Raw genomic sequence first — 25,588 nt, 5'->3', positions numbered from 1 at the left:
CCTTATATATATTTTAGTTTGGTAAATGGTTTATAGCATATTGAGCTTCTTCCGGAGTAAATTGTTCCCCATATTGCGATACTAACTGATCATAGACTGCTGCCTTTGACATGGACATATTTGTATAGTAACTTTTAGCCTTTTCTAAAGCGTTTCTTTCCCAATTGGCTTGAACGTGATCAATAGCATATTGAGCTTCCTCGGGAGTGAATTTTTCTCCATGCTCTGAAACTAATTGCTGGTAGAGGCCCAGCTTTGACATAGACATATGAGAACTATAGCTCTTAGCTTTTTCTAAAGCGTTATTTTTCCAGGAAGCTTTTACATTAGTAATAGCATAATTAGCCGCTTCGGGAGAAAAATGCTCTCCATGTTCGGAAGTTAGCTGATCATAAAGCCCACTTTTTGACATGTAGAAATGATTTGAATAACTCGTGGCTTTTTGCAATGCGTTTTTGTATTCTTGAGGAGTATTATCCTTTAATTTAGATTCTGAACTTTCTGTTTTGTACGTGTGATATTCGCTTGATTTTGAATGAGATTCGCTATATTTTTTAGAAGATTCAGATGTATGGCTAGATTGAGATGCTGATGTATCTTTTTTGTCTTTATGGTCCGAATATGATCCAATAAATAGGATTATAATAATAAATATTATTAAACTTATCCCTCCAAATGCATTTTTATGATTATTTTTCATTTTTTCCCTCCTTAAATTTGTTAACAATAATTATATTAGGTCGTAAAATAAAAATAAATAAAATTTTATATTAAGTAAATATGATTATTTTAAAATTATTTTACTTTGAATATATATATTATAAAAAATAAACAAAGGTGAGGAGAGGGGAGCTACTTACACCATAATTAATTGGTTGAACCTTGATAGGATACTTTAATCTTATAAAGAAAACTTCAACGTGGAATCAATTGAAGAAGGTTATATAGAAGAGATAATAGAGCAGAGAAATAGGTAACTATATATTATTTGTGCACTAATAGAGATAAGAATGCTATAAAAAAAGCACCCCGAGGGGCGCTACGTGCTGGCATGGCAATATTCATGATATAGAAAAGTTATAGAATTTCGAGCAAAAACTAGCTAATATTAGACTTTACTAAGTTTTAGTAAGTTCTAGATACACTGTAAAATAAACAATAGTCATTTTTAGACTTCACTAGGTTTTACGAAACGCACCCAGAGGGAATCGAACCCCTTAGCTTATAAAAGGCCGTCATATCAACGTTTCTAGCCGTTCAAAACAGGTATTTATGAAATTTTGCCCCATATCTTGCCCCATGACCTAGTTTTTTATTAAAAATTGGCATAGTTTGCAAAGATTTGAGCAGACTTATCACGGCTATCTTTTGAGACGTGAGTATAGACGTTCAGAGTCATTTCTAAATCCTTATGACCTAATCGTTCCATAGCATTTTTAAGCGGAATGCCAGCGTCAGCCAGCAAAGTGGCATGAGTATGTCTAAAACCGTGCATATTTAACATTGGTAGGCCGTACTTTTTACATACTTTTGATAAAGCGTTCCTAGGTTCACTATGGTTCATATAACTATTATCCTTATATTGAGAAAACACAAGCTGATTTTTATTGAAAATATTAAAACCTAATTTAGTTAATGTCTTAGACTGTTCACTTTTCCAAGACTTTAGAATGTTTAGTGTTTTATCGTCAATACTAATCACTCGAGTGCTTTGGTCGTTTTTTGTCCCTTTGAGGTATTGCGTACGTTTTTTATTAACCTTTTTGCCACGGGCTATGGCTTTGTCGATATTTATTGTTTTCGCTTTATAATCGATATCAAGCCAAGTCAACGCACGAATTTCTTCACTTCTCATACCTGAAAAGGCTAATAGGCGATAGAAAGCATACCAGCGTTTTGTTTTCATTTGGCTTAGAGCATTTAAAACATCTTCTAATTCATCACGAGAATAAAATTTTTTCTTATTCTCGTCAATAGTGTCGTATGATAATTTCTTTTTAGGAATATGTACCTTGTCACAAGGATTATCTCTAATATAACCTTGATCAACAGCATATTTAAGTACCCGTTTTGTATTATTAAATAGTCTTCTGTATTGAGCAAATTGAGGATACCAATCATTAACTTGAGATTGTATTCTTTTTGGGCTTAATTTATCGATATAGATATTACCAAAAGCCGGCAGAATATGAAGATTAAAATAATCTTTGCTTCTTTCAAAGGTGCTTATTTCAACGTCATTTTTATAAATGCTTGCCCATTCATGATATAATTCTTTAAAAGTATATCGTTTGTTTTGTTTGAAGCGATCACCTACAAGGAACTTCTTTTGTTCTTCTTTATAGTAGGCGGTCGCTTCTTTTTTAGTCTGAAATCCTCTTTTGCGACATTCAACCTTTTCACCAGTTTCCTCGTCAACCCCAAGGTAGCCCCGAACTTGCCAGAACTCACCTTGCGAATTGGTATATTTCTTGTATGTTGCCATTCCAACATGTTCCTCCTCTAATTCTACCCCCACGGCTGAATTAGTAAGCGGTTATGTTAGTCTGGTGAAATAAGAAATTATAAATAAACTTCTTCATAAGCTTTTATTATTTGTAAGTCATGGATATGGTCATTTTGATCGATATGTAAATCTGAAATAATTTCTCTATCTTGTGTTTCATCACTATCAGGGTCTTTTTTCATCTCAGCAAATACATTATTTATCGAATTAATTTGATCTTGATAGTATGCTTTCAAATCGTTAATTGAATAAGAGTCCCTTTCTTTTAAGAATTGGTAAATCGGCGGTAGTTTAAAGGTTGAAAATTTAATAACTGGAACTTCATTAAGTAGTTCAACAAATTTTCTTACTTCAGAACTTTTTACTTCTTCAAACACAAAATAATCTTCTAAAAAGCTAAAAACATTATCAAAATCATAATTATAAAAGATTTTGCAGTCCAAAAAAGTAAGATAGTCGGAGTATTCAGAAAGCAAAAACACCTTTTTTATTTCATCTAGTGATGGTTTTGCCTCTTGATTTTCGATAGCTATTAACCGTTCCTCAGTTAATGAAACATTGGGCTGTTCCATTTGATAAAGGACAGGAGCGTTTAAGTCCTTTAAAAATTCATCAACAGTCTTATTTTTACTTAGTCGAATAAACTTGAATATTTTTCCGTAATCACTAGCAGAATGCTGTTGATAGATTTCTGTAGCTTTTTTATCCTCTTCACTTTGCAACAAATCGTCAACCGATATACCGCCTAGGTCTGCTATGGCTTTAAGGGTAATGCTATTTGGGACATTTTCCCCACGTTCCCATTTAGAAACGTTACTTTTTCCTGTTTTAGATATTCCATCAGTTTTATTTCTTATCTCATCAGCAAATTGAGCGAGAGTAAGTTTCAAGTTTACTCTTATTTCTTTGATTCTATTTCCTAATTGTTTTTTATCTATTTCCATTATTTCACCTCCTAGTTAAAGCTATACTATCACAAAAGTTTCAAAAGTTGAATATCGTGCTTGCAATTATTTAACTAGCATGTTAATCTTTAAGTGTCAAAAGTAGAAAGTAGGTGAGATAATGACCAGAGTAAAACAAATGCGTTCTTATATGGGAATGACTCAGAGCGATTTAGCGAATGTTTTAGATATTTCACTTCAATCTTATTGGAAAAAGGAAAAGGGAATTACTCCTTTTACCGATGATGAAAAAGTTATCCTTAAAAAGATATTTAATAAATCATTTCCAAGCGCAACAATCGATGATATTTTTTTTAATCAGAAAGTGTCAAAAGTTTAAAGCCTCCCCACGGCTGAATTAGTAAGTGGTTATGTTGAAGTAATAGAAAGGTGGTGAGGATATGAAGCAAGAAGAACTAACATCACTAGAGCAAGAGCTCTTAGACATCTTACCTAGAGGGAAAGACAATGCACGAACAGCCAGAGAACTGACTAAGCTGTTTAGTTGCCGGCTTTCATTGCGAGTTTTTTATGGTTTAGTTGAATCTTTACGCAAAAAGGGGCTACTCATTGGCGCAAGTCGAACCGACCCTAAAGGGTATTACCTAGTTAGTGATGAAGAGGAGAAACAGCACTTCTTAGCCAGCTATGAAGCGCAGGTTAAACAAGAATTAATCACATTAAGGATCATGAAGCAAGCGAGTTTATAGGCATTAAAAAAAAGCGCTAGCCGGTAACAAGCTAACGCCTTTGGATATGATATGTGACTATATTATATCCAAATTGAGGCTTTAAAACAAACAACGAAAGGCGGTGAGGGCATGTTTATATTACTAGTCATTTTGATGGCAGGAGTTATTCATATAGGTATGGTTAACGAGCAACTAACAGAAGAAAATGACAAGCTAAAACGGGCTGTATATGGCCATGAAGAAAGGAACGATTAACCATGAGTAACAACAACGTTTTTCAATTAGAGATCCCCGAGGATTTTCAAGATCAGTTTAAAGAATCATTAGTTTATTTATACCGTGAAGCCATGGAACAGGCTAGACGGGATTGTGCCATCACAAGGGAAATGCTAACAGTGGAAGAGGTATGCAAAATGTATAACACCAGCCGCAACACCATCACGGAAAATTGGCATAAAGAACTAGGTTTACCACTTAATAAGCTAGGTAACAAGATATATGTAGAACGGAAAGTACTGAATGACTTTATCAGGTCGCACCCTTATCAATAAAAAAAGACTTACAACAAAAATGTCATAAGTCTATCAATGTATAATGCTAGCCCATCACTAAATAAGGCTTGAAAAGGTTGCTGGAACAGCCTTTTCTTTATGCATATTATATCAATTATTTTAGTGATGGGCAATTTTAGAAAGGAAATTGCCCCATGGAAAAGAAAAATTATTTAACCGCAGAACAAAATCAACAGCTAGCCGAAAAATTAAGTCCTACTTTGACACTCATTAAATATCATCAAGCGGTTGAAGATCTAATATTAACCGCAGGAGCTTTTGCTACTAACGAAGAGCAGTTAAAGCAAATAGATAAACTTGAAGAAGAATTGAATGGAATGTTCATTGAATTTTTGATCAAAGAACAGGCCAGCACGTTAGATATTATATTTTGCGCACTAAATAACAGCGATAGGCCTAGAGACCTTAAAAACGATTTAAAAGACTTAGGAATTGAGGCGAACATTGATGGATAAAATATCTTACCTATACGGCCACGACAATATAGGAAATGAAAAAGCTTTTTTAGAAGAGCGTATGAAGCAATTAAAAAAACTTGATGAAACCTATAAAGGTTATGCGACTAGTAAAGTGGACTACCTTGAACGATCTGTTGCCCATTATGAATTATTGTTGGCCACATTGAGTTATGAGGTAGACCGATTTATCAATGGCCAAGCAGACATAACGACTTTAAAAAGCCTTTGTGATGACTTAGACCTTGATACTGAAGCGGTCAAACTGATGGAAAAATATAACATTGGCTATTTTAAGGATTGGGGTGATAGTGATGATTTACACGACTAAAGGCGTTAAAAATAACCGTCTTGAAGAATGTCAATCTAACGGAAGTGACTTTGAGACTTTGGCCTATCTTTGCGAGAATAACATTCAACATTTAGAGGGCATACAGCCCCAAAATAACGGGGATAAGCCCGTTCCTGATGGTATCAAGCTAAATGATTGCTTGTACTTCTTTAGTGGCAAAATCAAAGGAAATAAGCGGTCTGACAGCGAAACCATTAAAAAGTCACTCATCACTTTGGATATTGAACCCCGAGCGATTACCAACCAAGATAGCCCCATTGTTTACGATTACCTTAACTTTGATGAAACAATTAAACAGCTAAAGCAGGAGCTTAAGGGGCTAAAGTATATTATCTATCCAACAATTAATAGCCAGCCTAAACATGCCAGAATACGGGTAATTTTAGAACCTGAACACAGTATGACTAAAGACGAAACCGCTAGCATTACTCAGCGACTTATTGACCACTTTAAATATATTCCCATTGACCCGAGTAGTGGCGACTTCAGCCGGCTTATGGGCATGCCGGTAGATAACGGACTACACGACAACTATAAGGTCATTGTTAACCGTGATGGTGCGAAAGTGCCTATAATTCGTCCTCAGCAACACGAGAAAACGGCATTCACGGTTGATTATAGCCAAATAGGTGGAAATGGCTCTATTGGCAAAGTACCAAGGCTATTACAGGAAGTTTATTCCGGAATTGGCCAAGGGGAACGTAATAATTTCTTCACTAAGGCCTTTGGAACATTGTTAACTGCTAAGGTTGATCCTGAGTATTGCATAATGATTTGCCAAGATTGGAACGAGCGTTTCACACAACCGCCATTATCTGATAAAGAATTGGCCACAGTGATGAACAGCGTTTTAACACGAGAAGAGAGAAAGCGAGGCGTTGTAATGAATGAGTGATGAATTTAAAGACGTGCTGAACCGAGCCAAGCAGTTAAAAGAAATAGAATCTCAGTCAAAAGAAAAACCCAAGACTATGCGAGAAATTAGAAACACTTTATCTCAAAAAGGGCAGGAATGGAAAATAAAGCATAAAGATCCCAAAACCCAAAAATTTCCTAAAATGCATGAGGGGATCGCTTCAACCATTCTTAGAACGACCGTGCATTGCTACTTAATTGGCGACAATAGAGAAACTGCCATGCTAGCTTACTATGATCCTGATCAAGGGATTTATATCACAGGAGAAAATAATTTTATGCGACTAATAAGCGGTATTGATAGTCGATACCGTTCTAGGCAATGGAAAGAAGTTATTCAGCAACTTAGGGTCAGAGTGCCTTTAGTACCAGCTTTTTCTAGTGCTGACCTGATCCCCGTAAACAATGGCATTTATTCAGTCAATGAGCATAGGCTATTACCTTTTAGCCCTGACTATGCCATCACGAGCAAGATTGTAACTAACTACAATCCCAAGGCCACTAACCCAAATATTGATGGCTTTAACTTTAAAGAGTGGCTAAGGTCTATTGCTTGTGGTGATGAAGAAATCGTTACCCTGTTATGGCAGGTTATCAATGAAGCTTTGAACCCTAACCATACACGGAATAAGATAGGGTTTCTCATTGGTAGTGGGAACAGCGGTAAAGGGACGTTTCAACAACTTCTAATAAATCTTATTGGGAAGCAAAACGTCAGCACGCTGAAACCACCACAATTTGGCAGTCAGTATGACAAGGCCAATTTAATTGGCAAGGTATGCAATATAGGGGACGATATTTCTAACGCTTATATCGATGAAATAAGCGATCTGATGAGCATTGCAACCGGTGACCCTATAACGGTTGAAGAAAAATATCAACCGATTTATAGCGCCACCCTTAAACTATTCTGCTTATTTAGTGGGAATGATATGCCCAACGTACGGAATAAATCTTTAGGCTGGTATAGGCGGTTACTACTGATCCCTTTCAATGCTGATTTTAACGGTCAGAAAAATGACCCAAAGATTAAAGAAGTCTATCTGAAAGACAAGCGAATTTTAGAATATGTCTTGAAGAAAGCTATTGAAATGGAATTTACCCACTTTATCGAGCCAGAAGCCGTTAAAAAGGAAATTGCCAAATATCGCCGGTCTAATGACTATATTGAGGGTTATATTAACGATGAGTATATTTCCAATGGCTACCACGAATTGGAAAAAGTACCTAATAACTTTGTAAAGCATTCCCTAAAAGAATATAAGTATGATTTAGGAAATAGAAGTGCCTTGCCTTATGGTCTTATGACTAAATTCATTGAGGTCTTAGAACGGCTAACGGGAAATAAATATAGGCAGGCAAAACAGCGGATTAACGTCAGCGAATCGGAAAGCATGCCAGAGGAGATTCAGCCATACGCTAAAGGAAGCAACCCAATAAGAATTATTCAGAAAATTAGCTAATGTCCCGCTTTGTTCCGGTTTGTCCCGTATGAAGTGGAACGCTAAGATCAGCGTTATATCAATAATCTAATATATATGTTCCGCTTGTCCCACTTATTTAGTAATAAAAAGTAAAAAAATATATAGAAGTAAAAATATATAAGAGAGTGAACCCTAGAAGTGGGACACTTTTAGAAGTAACCCGAAAAGCCTTTGATATCAAGAGTTTTTGGCCTGCTTTTCCCTAAAAAGAGATGGGACAACAAAGGGGACAGATATCTATTTAAAATTATAAATATATAAAGAGGGATAAAATATGATCGATACAGACCTAGTAAGTCAGTACATTGAAGAACGTACCAATAAAATTATTCAGCTTTACCCTAGGCCATCTATTGCTAAAGTGATGGCAGGGCAAGAAATAACCATGCTGACGTTAGTATTAGCGGTAATCGGGTATTTGAATGATGAATTTGCCATTGAAGAGCTTGAGGAAGTCACCTATATGGCAGGTATGCCACAAGACGCCTTTGACCTTATGGAAGAGCTTGGCATTTTGTGAAGCAAGCCCCCGGGGAAAAGTTTATTGGATTAACCCACAGAGCGAACCGGTGGGAGGGGTCAATTACATAAACACTACCGTTATATAGATCCCTCCCCCTATATGTAGGCAATAAAAAAGGACATGACTGAAATCATGCCCGTGAGTGTTAACCCCCACTGAATTAGCTAGCTTTATTATAGCACAAGGGGAGGGGTAAACATATTTCCGGAAGTCGATGAAAATAAGACCATTAGCAAGGTAAATGACCTGTTAGACAACTATGACCGCTTGAAGCGCATGAGCTTGTATGACGGCCATTTAACAGCTAATTACCGTTATTCCCCCGAGAAGAAAACTCAGTCATCTAGTGATGGTGGCATGGGTAAGATAATCGATCGCAGGGAACGAGGGAGGGAGATTATAAATGAAATTGATAATGCTATTGAATTAGTTGAACCAGAATATCGGGAACTATTAAAAGCCAAGTATTTTAGTAAGCGAATAGATTTTGATATTTATTCATCACTCAGCATATCCAAGAGCGGATATTATAAGAAGTTACGCAGGGCAAAGCTTCAATTTGCTGAGGCTTACAAGGCTGGGGAGCTACTATGCTTTGTTTAAGGTAAATATTTACAAGAAGTAAGAAAGGAAAATTAAAATGAATTTAGAACAACAAAACAATCAAACTGAAAACCAAGAAGAAGTAGACTATGTGAAAGAGTATGACAAAGACAAGGCGGAAAAAGAGTATCAAAAACACTTTACTGAAACGCACCTTAACAACAGTATTAATGAGTTTGCCAGAATCCAAAATGAACGAGATGAACGTTTTCGTAAAATAAAATCAAATTGGGATTAAGGGGGATATTATGGATTTACAAAAAGAAATTCTTACAAGTCTTCAACCTAGTGAAGAATTCACTTACAAGCGGAATATAGATAAAATGGACGAAGTTAATACTAAAGGGCTAGAAGCCTTGAATCAGTATAATCAAAAAGTTGAGGAGATAGGGACTAGTACACGGTATTCCGATAAAGGTAAACAGGAAGCTTATGAAGAAGAGCGTGAAGCGACTGAGAAATTTCTTAAGGAGCAACGCAGAATCTACCTCAGTCTAAGACGTGAAAACATTGAGTTATTCAAAAAGGGTAAACAAAAATTCAAAGAAACCGGCTTTGAAGAAAAAGGGCTTTATGATCTAACGCCAATTGATCTTAGTTATTTGCAAACGGTATTAATGATGGACAAGAGCGAAAACACATTAAATTATCTTGCTGAAAAATATGACTATAATTCAGCCGTGATGGACGTTCTTAATGCTAATGGTAAATACGAGGTAAAGAATCCGTTCTATAGTGATTTAGAGAACATTTCCACCACTTTTGACGATGATTTGTACGGTAATACCAGCGAAACGCCTGAGGGCTCTAGGATTGCGAATATTAGGAATGGAATGTTGCTAAACCGCATGGCCAAGCTTGATGAGCCACAAGTTAATGAACGTGAAACGGTAATACCAGACAACACTGCTAGACTAAACTAAAGAAGAAAATAACAACATTAATCTAGGTGAATCAGTGATGGTTCACCTTTTTTATTGTCCTGAAAGACAATGGCAAGGATTTGGCAAGGCAGGAGCGAAAATAGAAACCTTATCACGGTTTGAATGTATTAGCGATGGAATCCATCACGAAATCAAACAACGCTACACAGGGCAATTATGAGCTTGTGGTAGTGATGAAAAGTACTAACATTTCATAACCTTTTTTATCAACTAATAAAAACTACTCCCAAATTACCCCGTTAAATTTATATTTCATTTCTTTCGTCCTTAAAAATCTGAGATAGCTGAGACCTAAAAAAGAAAAAATCGGACATTTCAGACACTATAAAAAGGGGAGGAGCATATAAAACAAACAATCCACCTTAAAAAGGCAAAATCGGCACTTTCGGCGCCCCTAAAAAAGGAGACCCTATAAAACCTTGCATTTTTAAAACAACCTGACAAAACCTGACATATTAATTCACTATAAGACCCTGAGATTTTCCGGCGCTCCTAAAAAAGAAAACCTACAAAAACCTACATAATTCAAAGAATATCCTGAAAAGGTCTGACAAATTTACTCACCATAAGAACCCTAGGGTTTTCCATAGGTAGCGATATTAATAAACCTGTTAAAACCTGTTAAATATCTTGACAATAAAAAAAGCCCACACGGGGCAATTACTAAATAATACTAATTTTGAATTTACTAACTCAGCTATGGGGGTAGAAAGATCTTGCCCCATATTTTGCCCCATGAGAAGCAAAATTAGAGCTTAACTAATATTAACAATTAAGTTGTAAATGCTTTTAAATCAACGTTTCTAAGGTGTATTTGAAAGCCTTAAAATTAAAATACGCACCCAGAGGGAATCGAACCCCCATCTCAAGAACCGGAATCTTACGTGATATCCATTACACTATGGGTGCAAGCAATAAATGTATTATAGCACAAATAGCATAGTTTTGTTAAGAGCTTTTTCGAAAAAAGTATTGCTGTTATCGATGATTTCTTACTATAATAGCCTCACTTGCAAAATCAGATAAAGGCTAGTAAAAAATCTAGCCTAATACTGTCTGAAAGGCACTAATGTCAAATTATCATCAATTTTCTCAGTAATAGAGCGATAAGTTTATCTATTGACCTATATTGACTATTAAGGTTATAATGATTAGGAAGTTGAAAAAGGAGGAAATTAAATGAATTTAGTACCTACAGTGATTGAACAATCACCTCGTGGCGAACGTGCTTATGATATTTATTCACGCTTACTGAAAGACCGTATTATTATGCTCAGTGGAGAAGTGAATGATGATATGGCAAACAGTGTTATTGCCCAATTACTTTTCTTAGATGCTCAAGATAACGATAAAGATATCTATATTTACATTAATAGTCCAGGGGGATCAGTGACTGCCGGGATGGCAATTTATGACACCATGCAATTTGTTAATGCCGATGTTGTCACCATAGTTACTGGTTTAGCAGCTTCTATGGGCTCAATCCTATTAATTGGCGGCACAAAAGGGAAACGCTATGCCTTACCGCATTCTGAAGTGCTTATTCACCAACCTTTAGGTGGCGTTCAAGGTCAAGCCACTGAAATTGAAATCTCAGCCCGTCATATCTTACAAACCAAGCAAACCTTAAAAGAAATTATTGCTGAACGTTCTGGCCAAGATATCGACAAAGTAGAAAAAGATATGGACCGTGATTACTGGATGACTGCCAAAGAAGCTAAAGACTATGGCATCATTGATGAAATCATGGCTTCTAACCAAGGACTAAAAGGTCAAGAATAGTATCTTAAAGCCTTACAAGATATATACAGAATGATTACCGAGTGTAGCTTAAGTAAGTACACTCGGTTTTTATAAAATTTGGATTTTCACTGCAAAATGCTTGCGGCTGCATGATATTCTTGTTATACTACTAGTGTAGAAAAATGAATAGCAGATAGAACTGCTCAAATTTTTTTGCACTATGTTGGTCAAAAATAGGCATGACGGACAATAAAAGTCCATGCAATAGAAAGTTGAATGTCATGAAAGCCGTTTACAGTAGAATCCTTAAAGTGGTTCCTGAATTGGAAGACCTCTTTAAAAAAAGGATGCAAATTTTACAAATGGTCTTACGCTTTCAACCTATTGGTCGCCAAATTTTGGCAAAGAAGTTAGACATGACTGAGCGACCACTCCGGCGTGAAACGAATATTCTTAAAAAAGAAGGGTTACTAGATTCCACCAGAAATGGAATGGTTATCACCGCTAAGGGTGAGGAAGCTTTAGCTTTTGCTCGTGAAATGCTCCATGAAGATTCTAGTTTATTTGCTAAGGAACAACTCTTAGAAAAGCAACTAGGAATCGATGAGGTACATATTATTGAGAGTAATCTTGATGAAGAAAATAGTACCTTGGCGCAAATAGGGGTTTTCCTATCTAACTATTTAGCCAATACTTTGCCAGAAGGATACATTACGGTGGCTGTTTCAGGCGGCTCGACAATCCTCGAGGTTGCTAAGAGCTTAAACCGTAAAGTTTTAACTAAGAATCGGCATTTTACGATTGTTCCTGCCCGTGGTGGCATGGGCGATTCGGTGGCGATTCAGGCAAATACAATTAGTGACCAACTCGCACACCGCTTAAACGGGACCACTAATTCTCTCTACGTTCCTGATGTTCTTACTGAAGAAACGAGAGACTTATTGGTAAAAGAGCCCTCCATTCAAGCAACATTAAATATTTTAAAGCGGACTGATGCTTTATTATTTAGTGTTGGCGATGCTAGAATCATGGCCCAAAGACGGGGATTTTCATCAGAATTGATTGATAAAATCCTTGCTAAAGGAGCTATTGGTGAAGCATTCGGGTGTTTTTACACCAAAGAGGGGGAAATAGTTTATCAAATGCCCCGTATTGGTTTACAATTAGATCAAATAAAGGATATTCAATATCCCATTCTAATTGCTGGCGGACGTGCTAAAGCAAAAGCCATTCAAGCTTTTGCAAAACTCGCACCCTTTAATTTTGTCTTAGTGACAGATTTAGGGGTAAGTAATCAGGTTTTAAATGAGGAAACTCATTAAAAATATTTTTATTTCCGAAGGAGGAAAATTATTAATATGGTAAAAGTAGGTATTAATGGTTTTGGACGTATCGGACGTTTAGCTTTCCGTCGTATCCAAGATGTTGAAGGTTTAGAAGTAGTTGCAATCAATGATTTAACTGACTCAAAAATGTTAGCTCACTTATTGAAATATGACACCACTCATGGCCGTTTCAATGGTGAAATTGAAGTTTTAGATGACGCCTTCAAAGTAAACGGTAAAGAAGTTAAAGTTATGTCTCATCCAGACCCAGCTGAAATTCCTTGGGGTGACTTAGGTGTAGAAGTTGTTCTTGAAGCTACTGGTTTCTTTGCATCAAAAGAAAAAGCTGAACTACACTTAAAAGGTGGAGCTAAGAAAGTTGTTATTACTGCACCAGGTGGAGCAGATATTCCAACTATCGTTTACAACACCAACCACGAAATCTTAACAGGGGATGAAACTGTTATTTCTGGTGCTTCATGTACCACTAACTGTTTAGCACCTTTAGCAGATGCTTTAAACAAGAGCTTTGGTATTGTTGAAGGTTTAATGTCTACTATCCATGCTTATACAGGGGACCAAAACACCTTGGATGCTCCACACCGTAAGGGAGACTTCCGTCGTGCACGTGCCGCTGCAGAAAACATTATTCCTAACACTACCGGTGCTGCAAAAGCTGTTGGACAAGTTTTACCAGAATTAAATGGTAAATTAGATGGTTCCGCACAACGTGTACCTGTTAAATCTGGTTCTATTACTGAATTCTTCACCGTTCTTGAAAAGAATGTTACCGTTGAAGAAGTTAACGCTGCTATGAAGGCTGCTTCAAATGAATCCTTCGGTTACAACGAAGATGAAATCGTTTCTTCAGATATTGTAGGTATGACTTATGGTTCCTTATTCGACGCAACCTTAACTAAAGTTATGGACGTTGACGGTAAGCAATTAGTGAAGACTGCTGCATGGTATGACAACGAAATGTCATATACTTCACAATTAGTACGTACCTTAGAATACTTCGCTAAGTTATAATAAACGCTAACGTTTAATAAAAGCGTCTATCCATGTAAAGGCGGGGAGTCAGACGCTCCCTGCCTTTTTTCTAAGTGATAGAAAAAGGAGAAATGAATATGGCAAAAGAAACAGTAAAAGATGTTAATGTCCAAGGTAAAAAGATTTTAATGCGGGTAGACTTCAATGTCCCTATGAAGGATGGCGAAATTACCGATGATAATCGTATGGTCCAAGCCCTACCAACGATTAAGTATGTGATTGAGCAAGGCGGGAAATTGATCTTATTTTCTCACTTAGGCAAAGTGAAAAGTGAAGAAGACAAAAAAGACAAGTCCCTTGCTCCAGTCGCTAAACACTTAGAAGAACTCTTAGGGCAAAAAGTAGTCTTTGTTCCTGCTACTCGGGGACAAGAGTTAGAAGAAGCCATTGACCAATTAAATGACGGGGAAGTTTTACTCTTTGAAAATACCCGTTTTGAAGATGTTGATGGCAAGAAAGAATCCGGTAACGATCCTGAATTAGGTAAATACTGGGCTTCATTAGGCGACGGTATTTTTGTTAACGATGCCTTTGGGACCGCTCACCGTGCCCATGCATCTAATGTTGGTATTTCTGCTAATGTTGACCATGCGGTAGCTGGCTTCTTGATGGAAAAGGAATTAAACTTCTTAGGTGATGCAGTCAATAATCCTAAGCGACCTTTTGTTGCTATCTTAGGTGGGGCTAAAGTTTCCGATAAAATTGCCGTGATCGAATCCTTACTTAATAAGGCCGACAAAGTGCTTATTGGTGGGGGTATGGCTTATACCTTCTTAAAAGCAAAGGGTTATGAAGTGGGTAACTCCTTGTTAGAAGAAGACCGTGTTTCATTAGCCAAAGAAATCATGGAAAAAGCTGGTGACAAACTTTACCTGCCAGTAGATGTTGTCGTTGCCGATGACTTTTCAAATGACGCTAATACGCAAGTAGTGGCTGCTGATGCCATTCCTGAAGGTTGGGAAGGATTGGATTCCGGTCCTAAGACCAATGAATTATTCGCTAAACAATTAGAAGATGCCAAGACGGTTGTATGGAATGGACCAATGGGCGTCTTTGAAATGGAAAAATTTGCCGTTGGTACCAATGCTGTATGTAAAGCGGTTGCTGACCTTGACGATGCCATTACTATTGTTGGTGGTGGAGATTCTGCATCAGCTGCTAAGAATTCAGGCTTTGCAGAAAAATTCTCACACATTTCTACCGGTGGGGGAGCTTCTTTACAATTCTTAGAAGGTAATCCTCTACCAGGTGTTGAAGCGTTAAGTGAAAAATAAGGAAGGATGAACAAAGTGAGACAAGTTTTAATTGCCGGAAACTGGAAATTAAATAAAACCGCTAGTGAAGCAAAAGCTTTTATTGAAGACTTGAAAGCTAAATTAAGTGGTAGTGAAAAGGCTGAAGTTTTGGTTTGCCCACCAGCTCTATACGTTCAAAGCTTACTCTCTGAAAGTCAAGGCACTAACATTAAAGTTGGTGCTCAAAACTGCTACTATGAAAATAGTGGGGCTTTCACTGGAGAAATTTCACCTTTAGCTTTAGCTGATTTAGGAGCCAGCTACGTGGTTATCGGCCACTCTGAACGTCGGGAATTATTTAACGAAAGCGATGAAGATGTTGCTAAGAAAGCTAAAGCAATCTTTGACAATGGTATGGCTCCAATTATTTGTTGCGGTGAAACCTTAGAGCAACGTGAAGAAGGCATTGCCAAAGAATGGATCACTGGACAAATCAAGGCAGCCTTAAAAGAACTTAGCCAAGAAGAAATTGCTAAGAGTGTCATTGCTTATGAACCTATCTGGGCAATTGGTACCGGTAAAACAGCTTCTCCAGAAGATGCTGAAGAAATTTGTGGCCACATCCGTGACGTTGTTTTTGAAGTTGCAGGTCAAGAAGCTAGTGACGCTGTTCGTGTCCTCTACGGTGGTTCAGTGAAACCTGCTAATGTAAAAGATATTTTAGCCCAAGAAAATATTGATGGCGCCCTAGTAGGGGGAGCTAGTCTTCAAGTCGACGATTTTCTTGCTTTAGTTAATGCTGCAGAATAATTCATCAAATAGATTATAAAATTAATTAGATAAAAGGAGATAAAATCTATGTCATTAATTACTAACATCCATGCCCGTGAAATTTTGGACTCCCGTGGTAACCCAACCGTTGAAGTAGAATTATATACCGAATTAGGTGCATTCGGCCGTGGCTTAGTGCCTTCTGGTGCTTCTACCGGTGAACATGAAGCGGTTGAACTTCGTGATGGCGACAAAGACCGTTATGAAGGTAAGGGTGTCCTAAAAGCTGTTGAAAATGTTAATACAGTGATTGCTGAAGCTATTGTTGGTATGGAAGTTACTGACCAAGTAGGTATTGATGAAGCAATGATCGCTTTAGACGGTACCAAGAACAAAGGTAAATTAGGGGCTAATGCTATCTTAGGTGTTTCTCTTGCTGCTGCTCATGCTGCTGCTGATGAATTAGACGTGCCATTGTATAACTACTTAGGTGGATTCAATGCCCATGTTTTACCTACTCCAATGATGAATATAGTTAACGGTGGTTCTCACTCAGACGCACCAATTGCCTTCCAAGAATTTATGATTGTGCCTGCAGGGGCTCCTTCATTTAGAGAAGCTCTACGTTGGGGTGCTGAAACTTTCCACGCTTTGAAAGGCATTCTTAAAGGCCGCGGTTTAGAAACTTCCGTTGGTGACGAAGGTGGTTTTGCTCCTCGCTTTGAAGGTACTGAAGACGCTTTACAAACCATTATTGACGCGATCGAAGCTGCTGGACGTAAAGCTGGTGAAGATATCTTTATCGCTTTAGACTGTGCTTCTTCTGAATTCTACATTGATGGAAAATATGACTACACCAAATTCGAAGGTGAAGGCGCTGCTGTTCGCTCTGCTGCTGAACAAGTTGAATACATCGAAGAATTAGTTAACAAATACCCAATCATCTCTGTTGAAGATGGTATGGATGAAAATGACTGGGAAGGTTTCAAATTATTAACCGAACGTATCGGTGATAAAGTACAATTAGTTGGTGATGACCTCTATGTAACTAATACCGACTACTTGAAACGTGGTATTGAAGAAGGCATTGCAAACTCAATCTTAATTAAGGTTAACCAAATTGGTACCTTAACTGAAACCTTCAACGCCATCGAAATGGCTAAACGTGCTAACTACACCGCCGTTGTTTCCCACCGTTCTGGTGAAACTGAAGATGCAACCATCGCTGATATTGCTGTAGCAACCAACGCTGGTCAAATTAAGACTGGTTCCTTATCACGTACAGACCGGATGGCTAAATATAACCAATTACTACGTATTGAAGACCAACTTGGTGAAACTGCTGAATACCAAGGAATCCATGCATTCTACAACTTAAGCAAATAATCCAATAAGTAAATTTAAAAACGTTTTTAATTAATAAGGTGGGTCGCTCCCACCTTTTTATTTTTACTCTAATGGGGACGGCCTTCTTGAAAACTAAGAGGCTTTTCGTGTTAAATAAAGTGTGCTAAGATAGAAATTAATGATTCCAGGGAACAAGGAGGGATTAAATGTCTCAAACACAAGACCGCCAAGCTTGGATAGAACAACGTAAGAGCGACAATTATATTTTTGCTGATGTCATCCAACAGGCTGATGATCGCTATTTAATCAATGGCCAAGCTTTTCAAGTGGTTAAGGATGCTGAAGCGGGCATCGATAAGCAGGAGTTAGCTAACCGCTATATGGATATTTTGGATAGCTATGACTATGTGGTGGGCGATTGGAGTTTCCAACAATTGCGTTTGAAGGGCTTTTATGAAGATAAATTACCCCACACCGGTATTGACCAGCAAATTTCTTTTTTAGATGATTATTTGTATGAATATTGTAGTTTTGGTTGCGATTATTTTGTTTTAAAGCACTTGCGTAGCGAAGAAGAAATTAATGAACGTAACCGCCAATTGAAGAGTAAACGGAATAATCAAAATTCTAAGCGCAAGAAGAGAAGGAATAGTCGTCATAATAACCAAGGAAATAATCATAAAAAAGCTTCTAAAAAACAAACGAAGACAGTGGGTAAGCGCTTCTCGGTAAAAAAGAAGAATTCCAGTCGTAAAGCCAATGCTGTTAAAGTAACTGATAAAAAAACGTTTAAAATAAGGAAAAAGTGATGACAAAAGCTAAGAAGATAAAAGGCTTATTGATTGATTTGGATGGAACGGTTTATCGTGGGAAAAGTTCTATTAAGGGAGCTAAAGCATTTATTGAAAAACTCATTACTAGTCAAACGCCCTTTTTATTTTTAACCAATAATTCCATGAGGTCCCACCAAGAAGTCCAAGCTTTCCTAGAAAAGGAACATCAAATCTTGGTTGATCCAGAAAGGGTTTATAGTAGTGTGGACGCCTTAGTTTATGCCCTGAAAGGCGCTTACCACCAGGTCGATCACCAACAGGCCGCTTATATTATTGGTAGTGAAATTCTTAAAAAGAGTGTCAGTGACTTAGGTTTTGAGGTAAGAACAAATATTGATCAGCAGATTGACCTAGTAGTCGTAGGCTTGAATCAAAGTGTTTTTTATGACCAGATCGCTCAAGCAGCTATTGCAGTCCAAAGAGGGGCGGATTTTTACTTAACTAACCCGGATATACAATTTCCAGATGAACGAGGATTTGTGCCCGGTGCTGGCTCATTGGGTCGCATGATCAGTGAGGTAAGTCGGACGCGTCCGCTGGTTTGTGGCAAACCAGAAAAGTTGATTATGTCCGGTGCCTTAGCTAAACTAGGTCTCCAAGCCAATGAAGTGGCCATGCTGGGTGATAACTTAACCACTGATATCTTAGCGGCAAATCGTATGGATATGCCGGCGATATTAATTGAGACCGGTGTCCATCATAAAGAAGACTTGGAGCATTTTTCGGGTCAACCTGACTATATCGTTAAAGATTATGAGGAATTAGGAAAATTATGGCAAGAAATATCCGATTTTACCTAGGACTTAGCAGCCTGGTGCTTTTTATATTGTGTGGAGCGATTACCTTCACGATTTGGTTTACCCCACTCTATTATCTGAGTGCATATCTTGAAAAGGTCAATCAAGTCGTTGATTTATCATGGTTGGAGATTTTCCAGGACTACCATCGTATTATTGCCTATCTCAATTTTCCGTGGATTGAACATTTGTCCTTACAGCATTTTCCGATGAGTTCAAAAGGAATCTTTCATTTTTATGAAGTAAAGAGGCTATTTCAAATCCTATATATCTTATTATTAACCAGTGGTCTATTATCCCTAAACTTCCTAAAAAAATTAAAAAATAACCAGGCTTACTTCTATTTATATCGACCCATGAAGGGGCTAATGGTCTTACCTTTTCTATTAATACCACTCTTTCTCTTGTTTTTTGACCAGGTTTTTGTTCTATTTCACCAAGTTTTATTCAATAATGATGCTTGGCTCTTTGATCCTAAGCTTGACCCAGTGATTGAAATCTTGCCAGAGACTTTCTTTTTGGCTTGTTTTATTTTGGTGGTGGTTCTGGTTGAGGGGGCTTTTTATTATTTTTATCGTCTAGGAAAAACTAGTCTCGAAAAGTAGGCTGGTTTTTATTTTTGTTTAAATATTAAATAGGCTTTTTTTCTGGTCTTTGCTATACTTATTGGTAAGAAAAATCTTGAAACAATCATAGAGTTTATATAGGAAGGCGTGTTGAAAATGACTCGTGTGTGGAATTTCTCTGCCGGACCGGCAACTTTACCCTTAGAAGTATTAGAAAATGTTCAGGAGAACTTAGTTGATTATCATGGTCAAGGCTTATCCGTTTTGGAAATGAGTCACCGATCTGACTCTTTTCAAGAGATCATTGAAGGAGCAGAAGCTTTAATTCGCGAATTATTAGCTGTCCCTTCCAATTATCAAGTGTTATTTATGCAAGGTGGTGCAACCTTGCAATTTTCAGCACTTCCATTAAACTTATTAAAAAACGGTAAAGCGGCTTACCTTATTGGTGGTAGCTGGGGTGAGAAGGCCTATAAAGAAGCTAAAAAATTAACCGGTAAGGCTACTATTCTAGCCTCTTCTAAAGACGATCAATACCAAAAATTACCCGTCTTAACCGATTTTAATTCCAGTGACTATGACTACATTCATATCACCAGTAATAATACCATTGAAGGAACTCAATACCGAAATTATCCTGATGCTAAAAGCTCAGTCTTAGTCGCTGATATGTCATCGGACTTCCTTAGCCACCCCGTGGATGTTTCTCAATTTGCTTTGATTTATGCGGGGGCGCAAAAGAATGTTGGACCAGCTGGTGTCAGTGTAGTGATTATCCGTGATGATTTATTAGAGGATAATGGTCAAGTAATTCCGACTTATTTAGATTATAAAACCCATGCCAGCAAGCATTCCTTATACAACACCCCACCAACCTTCTCTATTTATGTGATGCGTTTAGTTCTGGAATGGATTAAAAACCAGGGGGGCTTAGCCGCTATTGACCAAATCAATCAAAGAAAAGCCGCTAAACTCTACCAAGCCATTGATCAATCAGAAATCTTTGTTAACCCGGTTGATCCATCAGATCGCTCACTCATGAATATTCCTTTTACCAGCCAAGATGCTGACATCGACCAAAAATTTATCCAAGCAGCCAAGGAGAAGGGGTTTATTAATTTGAAAGGTCATCGTTCTGTAGGTGGGATGCGCGCAAGCATCTATAATGCCTTCCCTGAAGCGGGTGTGGATACCTTGGTCCAATTCATGAAGGATTTTGAAAGTGAGGTTAAACATGAAAAAAATTAATACTTTAGACAATATCGCTGAAACCGGGCTTAATTATTTACGTAAACAGGGCTACTTAATTAATAATGACCAAGAGCCGGACGCTCTTATTTTACGCAGTAGCGATATTCATAACTACAACTTTTCGTCTCAACTAAAAGCAATCGGGCGCTCAGGCGTGGGGGTAAATAATATTCCTGTTGATGAATGTAGTGAAAAGGGGATTGTTGTCTTTAATGCACCGGGGGCCAACGCCAACTCGGTTAAGGAACTGGTTATTGCTATGATGATTAATCTCTCTCGCAATGTCTTTCAAGCAGAACATTGGATCAACCGCCTAGATGGGGAAGATGTCCACAAGCAAGTTGAAGCTGGAAAGAAGATGTTCCGTGGTCAAGAGCTAATGGGCAAGACCTTAGGAGTTATTGGCCTAGGTAATGTCGGCGCTCGGGTCGCTAATGCGGGAATTGAACTAGGTATGGATGTCATTGGCTATGATAACTATATTTCAGTGAAAAATGCTTGGCAAATTAACCAAAAAGTGTCTTATTGTGATGATGTGAAAGATATTTTCCAACAATCCGACTACATCACCATCCATACCCCCTATACCGAAGAAACCCACCATTTAATTGGCTTTGAAAACCTCTCTCTGGTTAAAACGGGAGCGATTATTCTTAACTATTCACGTCAAGAAACAGTTGATCCCCAAGCCATGCTTACCTTCTTAGAAAATGGCATGGTGAAATACTTTGCTAGTGATTTCTATTTTGAAGAATTGGCAGGTAGGGAGGACTTTATTATGACACCTCACTTAGGAGCAAGCACCGAACAATCTGAAGAAAAGTGTGCCTTGATGGTGTCCCAAGAAGTAAATCATTACCTGGAAAGTGGCGAAATCAAGAATTCTGTCAACTTCCCCAATGTGGAAATGACCTTCAATGCGCCATTACGTCTGTCCATTATTAATGAAAACATTCCTAATATGGTGGCTGGGATATCTCGTTACCTAGCAGATGAAGATATTAACATCGAAAAAATTATCAATAAGAGTCGAGGAAATTATGCTTACACCTTAGTCGATGTGAGTGGGGATGATCTTTTAAGCAAGGTCAATACCTTTATGGAAGATGTTAGAAGCGTTAAAGGGATTAAAAAGATTCGTATGATCCAAAATCCTCATAATAAATAATGACTAGCTGTCCTGCTGAGACGAAATGGTTTTTTCCTTGAGTCCCTATGATTATTATGTTACTATTGCTAAGAAACCTAGTAGAAGAGACGAGGGAAACTTTTGAAAAATATATTACTTATTTCAATAATTGTAATTAGTATTTTATTGATATTAGCAGTGATTATTTCCCCAGCCAAAACAAGTTCCAGTGCCAATATCACAGGTGCAATGGACCAAGGAATGAATGGAAAAAAGGCCCGCGGTTTTGACGCGGCTATGGATCGCATTATTAGCGTTCTAGGATTTGCCTTTATGATAATTGCTGTCGTGTTAGCAAAATTATCTTCCTAGTTTTAGGAAAGTGCTGGGCTTATCCCAGCTTTTTTTATAGAAAAATGTCAATCTTAGAAAGATCAGGGACCACTATGCAAAAGCAAGAATCATTTTATTTTACCGGCGATAATGAAGTAGCTGTCCTCTTATTTCATGCTTATACAGGAACCACAGCTGATGTAAGAATGACAGGGCGGGCTTTGAATCGTGAAGGCTATACTGTCTATTGTCATAATTTAACCGGTCATGGCACTGGACGCGTAGAAGATATTTTAGCAGCAGATCCAAGTGATTGGATCGAGGATGCTCGCCAAGCTTTAGCCTTTATCAAAAGCCAAGGCTATGACAAGCTAGCGGTCTTTGGTTTGTCTTTGGGTGGTTCTATTGCCACCAAGTTATTTATTGAAGAAGAGAGTCAATTTATAGCAGCTGGCTCTTTTTGTACGCCTATTATGACTACAAATATTGAAGAAACGAATGTAGGAAAGGCTTTTATGGCCATGGCTAGAAATGTCAAAGAAAAGGAAGGCTCTAGTGGAGAGGCTCTGGAAGCGGAATTAAAGGACATTGAAGCGGACCTATCTCTTTCCCTAGAGAAGATCAATCGTTTTAACAATTCCATGCATAGCCAACTAGGGACAATCACTAAACCTTACTTCATCGCCGAAGCCGGTCAAGATGAACTTGTCGGTGATAATAGTGGTCGTCTGTTGAAAGAAGCTATGCCTAATGCTCAGGTGACCTTAGCCCATTTTGAAGATAGTGGCCATGTGATTACCGTTGGCAAAGCCCATCAAGCATTTGAACAAGCACTAATCGAATTTCTCAACCAGGTGGTGTAAAACATATATGAATATAGACCAAGTCAGTCAGCAATTGGTCGCTGCAGTAAAAAAAGAAGCGACCCCCTTAACGATACAAGAATGGAGTCAGAGGTTTAATTGTAATAGCAGTGATGACTATCCTGAATTTATAAAATTAGTTGCCCAGTTACAGAGAAATGGTGACATCGAAATTCTTGATAACGGGGGCTTAGTTTCTAAAAAATCAGACAAACGTTATCAGGGAAGTTTTTCTTTAAATCAAAAAGGCTTTGGTTTTGTTTCCATTGAGGGATTTGATGACGATATTTTTATCCCCCGTGGTGAAACTGGTGGTGCAATGAATGGCGACCAAGTGGCGGTTCAATTGACTAAACGTAACCGGGGAGAACAAAAAGATGAAGGCACGATTACAGAGGTACTAGAAAGAGCTTTGAGTCGAGTGACCGGTGAATTTGTTCCTTATAATGACAAGCTAAAAGCCGAATCCGGTTATATTGGTGGGATAAGGATTCAAAATAAAGGCGAAGAAATGATTACTTGCTTTGTCTTGAGTGATGGACTACACCCAGTGGAGGGTGAAATTGTCATCGCAGAAATTGCAGAATATCCTTCCCTCGACCAGCCCTTACAAATGACTGGTCGTGTCATCCAAACCATTGGTCATAAGGATGCTCCTGGGGTCGATATTCTCGCTATCTTAAATATGTTTGATATTCCTCATGAATTTTCTGAGGAGGTTCTTGATGAAGCGGAGGAAGTCCCTGAGCAAATTGACCCAGGGGAGGCTCAAAAACGTGATGATTATCGTTCCTTACTTACGATTACCATCGATGGGGCTGATGCTAAAGACTTGGACGATGCGATTTCCTTAAGAAAACTTGACAATGGCCATCTGGAATTAGGTGTTCATATTGCCGATGTTTCCTATTATGTTACTGCAGGAAGCGCTATTGATAAGGAAGCCTGGGAACGTGGGACCAGCGTATATTTAACTGATCGCGTGGTTCCTATGCTACCTCAACGTTTATCCAACGGAATTTGTTCCTTACAGGCTAACCAGGACCGTTTAACCATGTCGTGCCTAATGGAAATTGATCCTAAATCAGCCAAGGCTATAAATTATCATATTGGGCCAAGCATCATCCAATCGGACTATCGGATGGTTTATGATGACGTTAATAAATTATTAGAGGGTAAAGATAAACAATTAAGTGAAAAATACGCTGAACTTTTACCTATGCTTAATGACATGGCTGCACTCCACCAGTCTTTAAGCGATAAACGCCATCACAGAGGGGCGATTGATTTTGATACGCCTGAAGCTGAAATCATTGTTGATAAAGAAGGCCATCCCCTTGATATTGTGGTTAGGGAACGTGGAACAGCTGAACGGATGATTGAATCTTTTATGCTAGCTGCTAATGAAACCGTGGCCCATGAATTTACTAAGCGCCACCTGCCTTTCATTTATCGTATCCACGAATCGCCTGATGATGAGCGGATGAAGACCTTTATTGAATTTGCTCAAACCTTAGGGGTTCATGTGAAGAAAACAGACGGCAAAGTAAGTCCTAAAGATTTGCAAAATACCCTGGAAGAAGCAGCTGGTGAAAGTTATGCTCCCGTTGTCCAAGTCATGGCTTTACGGAGTATGCAACAGGCTAAGTATGACCTCCAGCCAATTGGTCACTACGGCCTAGCTGCCAAGGACTATACCCATTTTACTTCACCAATTCGTCGTTATCCTGACCTCTTAGCCCATCGCCTCATCCGTTATTATCTCACCCACAAACCTAATCCTGCCAAGAAGGATGAGCTCAGTCAAAGCATTGAAGTTACTGCCGACCAAGCTTCAAAAACAGAACGGCGTAGCGTGGATGCCGAAAGAGAAACCGAGAGCCTTAAGAAAACTGAATTTATGGTTGACAAAGTTGGGGAAGAATTTGATGGTATTATTTCTTCAGTGACCAAGTTCGGTATCTTCGTTCAACTCGCTAATACGGTTGAAGGATTGGTTCATATCTCTAACTTGGATGATGATTATTATAACTATGTGGATAAACATATGATCTTAGTCGGGGAGCATACGGGGAATATTTATCGCATAGGAGACCCAGTGCGGGTGAAATTGGTCAAGGCAGATACAGACTCTAGACAGATTGATTTTGAGATTATCAACCCAGAGAAAAAGACTAAGAAAACTAATTCCCAGCCTAAGAAAACCGATCATAAAGGGAAAAATATTCAAGGACACAAGAAGCATTCTAAAAAAGCTAAAAAGAATAAACATAAGAAAAAGCATAAGAAGCAGAAAAACAAGAAGAATTTTGTTATTCGAAAGGCTAAATGATAACAAAAGGGGAGAAACTG

Annotated in this window: 28 protein-coding genes and 1 tRNA gene; 25 read left to right on the top strand and 4 right to left on the bottom strand. The window is 38.1% G+C overall.

The window, feature by feature from the left end; genetic code table 11:
* Window positions 1–13 precede the first annotated feature (13 nt).
* The 3 genes from JFU01_RS02280 to JFU01_RS02270 form a co-directional block, all read right to left on the bottom strand.
* A complete protein-coding gene (locus tag JFU01_RS02280) occupies window positions 14–700 on the bottom strand; it encodes an Ltp family lipoprotein (protein ID WP_195855684.1) in 687 nt (228 codons plus the stop codon).
* Between the two features lie 615 nt (window positions 701–1,315).
* Window positions 1,316–2,485 carry a site-specific integrase gene (locus JFU01_RS02275; RefSeq protein WP_195855683.1) on the bottom strand — a complete coding sequence of 390 codons (1,170 nt, stop codon included), beginning with the start codon at window positions 2,483–2,485 and terminating at the stop codon, window positions 1,316–1,318.
* A 77-nt stretch (window positions 2,486–2,562) separates the two neighbouring features.
* Window positions 2,563–3,450, bottom strand: coding sequence for a helix-turn-helix domain-containing protein (locus JFU01_RS02270; protein ID WP_195855682.1), 888 nt, complete (start codon window positions 3,448–3,450; stop codon window positions 2,563–2,565).
* 121 nt (window positions 3,451–3,571) lie between these two features.
* Between JFU01_RS02270 and JFU01_RS02265 the strand changes: the two genes are divergently transcribed.
* From JFU01_RS02265 to JFU01_RS02215, 11 genes are all read left to right on the top strand, one after another.
* Window positions 3,572–3,790 (top strand): helix-turn-helix transcriptional regulator, encoded by a 219-nt coding sequence (locus tag JFU01_RS02265; RefSeq protein WP_195855681.1) that lies wholly within the window; start codon window positions 3,572–3,574, stop codon window positions 3,788–3,790.
* A gap of 61 nt (window positions 3,791–3,851) precedes the next feature.
* Window positions 3,852–4,160, top strand: coding sequence for a hypothetical protein (locus JFU01_RS02260; RefSeq protein ID WP_195855680.1), 309 nt, complete (start codon window positions 3,852–3,854; stop codon window positions 4,158–4,160).
* Window positions 4,161–4,399: 239 nt separating this feature from the next.
* A complete protein-coding gene (locus tag JFU01_RS02255) occupies window positions 4,400–4,693 on the top strand; it encodes a helix-turn-helix domain-containing protein (RefSeq protein WP_195855679.1) in 294 nt (97 codons plus the stop codon).
* Between the two features lie 155 nt (window positions 4,694–4,848).
* Window positions 4,849–5,169, top strand: a complete 321-nt coding sequence (locus JFU01_RS02250) for a hypothetical protein (protein WP_195855678.1) — start codon at window positions 4,849–4,851, stop codon at window positions 5,167–5,169.
* The gene (locus tag JFU01_RS02245; protein WP_195855677.1) at window positions 5,162–5,500 is read left to right on the top strand and encodes a hypothetical protein; all 339 of its coding nucleotides are present in this window, start codon (window positions 5,162–5,164) and stop codon (window positions 5,498–5,500) included. The genes JFU01_RS02250 and JFU01_RS02245 overlap by 8 nt, the downstream gene beginning before the upstream one ends.
* Window positions 5,484–6,416, top strand: coding sequence for a primase alpha helix C-terminal domain-containing protein (locus JFU01_RS02240; RefSeq protein WP_195855676.1), 933 nt, complete (start codon window positions 5,484–5,486; stop codon window positions 6,414–6,416). Before JFU01_RS02245 ends, JFU01_RS02240 begins: the two co-directional genes overlap by 17 nt.
* Entirely contained in the window at window positions 6,409–7,899 is a 1,491-nt protein-coding gene (locus JFU01_RS02235) for a DNA primase family protein (RefSeq protein ID WP_195855675.1), read from the top strand. Before JFU01_RS02240 ends, JFU01_RS02235 begins: the two co-directional genes overlap by 8 nt.
* A 295-nt stretch (window positions 7,900–8,194) precedes the next feature.
* A complete protein-coding gene (locus JFU01_RS02230) occupies window positions 8,195–8,440 on the top strand; it encodes a hypothetical protein (RefSeq protein WP_195855674.1) in 246 nt (81 codons plus the stop codon).
* A gap of 201 nt (window positions 8,441–8,641) precedes the next feature.
* Complete coding sequence (locus JFU01_RS08985; protein ID WP_195855705.1) at window positions 8,642–9,046, top strand: ArpU family phage packaging/lysis transcriptional regulator; 405 nt, start codon at window positions 8,642–8,644, stop codon at window positions 9,044–9,046.
* Window positions 9,047–9,083: 37 nt separating this feature from the next.
* Window positions 9,084–9,284 carry a hypothetical protein gene (locus JFU01_RS02220; RefSeq protein WP_195855673.1) on the top strand — a complete coding sequence of 67 codons (201 nt, stop codon included), beginning with the start codon at window positions 9,084–9,086 and terminating at the stop codon, window positions 9,282–9,284.
* Window positions 9,285–9,294: 10 nt separating this feature from the next.
* Window positions 9,295–9,969: a hypothetical protein gene (locus tag JFU01_RS02215; protein WP_195855672.1), complete on the top strand. Its 675-nt coding sequence runs from the start codon at window positions 9,295–9,297 to the stop codon at window positions 9,967–9,969.
* An 858-nt stretch (window positions 9,970–10,827) separates the two neighbouring features.
* Here JFU01_RS02215 and JFU01_RS02210 read toward each other — a convergent pair.
* Window positions 10,828–10,899 (bottom strand) — tRNA-Arg (locus tag JFU01_RS02210).
* Between the two features lie 270 nt (window positions 10,900–11,169).
* Here JFU01_RS02210 and clpP point away from each other — a divergent pair.
* The 14 genes from clpP to rnr all read left to right on the top strand — a co-directional run bounded on the left by clpP (window position 11,170) and on the right by rnr (window position 25,568).
* A complete protein-coding gene (gene clpP, locus JFU01_RS02205) occupies window positions 11,170–11,772 on the top strand; it encodes an ATP-dependent Clp endopeptidase proteolytic subunit ClpP (protein WP_013669776.1) in 603 nt (200 codons plus the stop codon).
* A 242-nt stretch (window positions 11,773–12,014) separates the two neighbouring features.
* Window positions 12,015–13,055 (top strand): sugar-binding transcriptional regulator, encoded by a 1,041-nt coding sequence (locus tag JFU01_RS02200; RefSeq protein ID WP_195855671.1) that lies wholly within the window; start codon window positions 12,015–12,017, stop codon window positions 13,053–13,055.
* Window positions 13,056–13,091: 36 nt separating this feature from the next.
* A complete protein-coding gene (gap, locus tag JFU01_RS02195) occupies window positions 13,092–14,090 on the top strand; it encodes a type I glyceraldehyde-3-phosphate dehydrogenase (RefSeq protein ID WP_064293523.1) in 999 nt (332 codons plus the stop codon).
* 98 nt (window positions 14,091–14,188) lie between these two features.
* Window positions 14,189–15,385: a phosphoglycerate kinase gene (locus tag JFU01_RS08870; RefSeq protein ID WP_013668894.1), complete on the top strand. Its 1,197-nt coding sequence runs from the start codon at window positions 14,189–14,191 to the stop codon at window positions 15,383–15,385.
* Window positions 15,386–15,400: 15 nt separating this feature from the next.
* The gene (gene tpiA / locus JFU01_RS08865) at window positions 15,401–16,156 is read left to right on the top strand and encodes a triose-phosphate isomerase (protein ID WP_195855670.1); all 756 of its coding nucleotides are present in this window, start codon (window positions 15,401–15,403) and stop codon (window positions 16,154–16,156) included.
* 48 nt (window positions 16,157–16,204) lie between these two features.
* On the top strand, window positions 16,205–17,503 hold the full coding sequence (gene eno, locus JFU01_RS02185; protein ID WP_064293521.1) for a phosphopyruvate hydratase: 1,299 nt from the start codon (window positions 16,205–16,207) through the stop codon (window positions 17,501–17,503).
* Between the two features lie 167 nt (window positions 17,504–17,670).
* The gene (locus JFU01_RS02180; protein ID WP_195855669.1) at window positions 17,671–18,273 is read left to right on the top strand and encodes a YutD family protein; all 603 of its coding nucleotides are present in this window, start codon (window positions 17,671–17,673) and stop codon (window positions 18,271–18,273) included.
* A complete protein-coding gene (locus JFU01_RS02175; protein WP_195855668.1) occupies window positions 18,273–19,097 on the top strand; it encodes an HAD-IIA family hydrolase in 825 nt (274 codons plus the stop codon). Before JFU01_RS02180 ends, JFU01_RS02175 begins: the two co-directional genes overlap by 1 nt.
* On the top strand, window positions 19,070–19,699 hold the full coding sequence (locus JFU01_RS02170) for a TIGR01906 family membrane protein (RefSeq protein ID WP_195855667.1): 630 nt from the start codon (window positions 19,070–19,072) through the stop codon (window positions 19,697–19,699). The genes JFU01_RS02175 and JFU01_RS02170 overlap by 28 nt, the downstream gene beginning before the upstream one ends.
* Before the next feature lie 117 nt (window positions 19,700–19,816).
* Entirely contained in the window at window positions 19,817–20,908 is a 1,092-nt protein-coding gene (gene serC, locus JFU01_RS02165; RefSeq protein WP_195855666.1) for a 3-phosphoserine/phosphohydroxythreonine transaminase, read from the top strand.
* Window positions 20,895–22,079 (top strand): 3-phosphoglycerate dehydrogenase family protein, encoded by a 1,185-nt coding sequence (locus JFU01_RS02160; protein ID WP_195855665.1) that lies wholly within the window; start codon window positions 20,895–20,897, stop codon window positions 22,077–22,079. Before serC ends, JFU01_RS02160 begins: the two co-directional genes overlap by 14 nt.
* Before the next feature lie 102 nt (window positions 22,080–22,181).
* Complete coding sequence (gene secG / locus JFU01_RS02155) at window positions 22,182–22,412, top strand: preprotein translocase subunit SecG (RefSeq protein ID WP_013669309.1); 231 nt, start codon at window positions 22,182–22,184, stop codon at window positions 22,410–22,412.
* Window positions 22,413–22,486: 74 nt separating this feature from the next.
* Window positions 22,487–23,236: an alpha/beta hydrolase gene (locus tag JFU01_RS02150; RefSeq protein ID WP_195855664.1), complete on the top strand. Its 750-nt coding sequence runs from the start codon at window positions 22,487–22,489 to the stop codon at window positions 23,234–23,236.
* Between the two features lie 7 nt (window positions 23,237–23,243).
* Window positions 23,244–25,568, top strand: a complete 2,325-nt coding sequence (gene rnr / locus JFU01_RS02145; RefSeq protein WP_198434175.1) for a ribonuclease R — start codon at window positions 23,244–23,246, stop codon at window positions 25,566–25,568.
* The last annotated feature ends 20 nt before the right edge of the window (window positions 25,569–25,588 follow it).

This window comes from Aerococcus sp. Group 2 (assembly GCF_905125285.1).
Taxonomy (GTDB): Bacteria; Bacillota; Bacilli; order Lactobacillales; family Aerococcaceae; genus Aerococcus; species Aerococcus urinae_E.
Note: the sequence above shows the minus strand (reverse complement) of the source record. Positions and strands in the feature narration are given on the sequence as shown.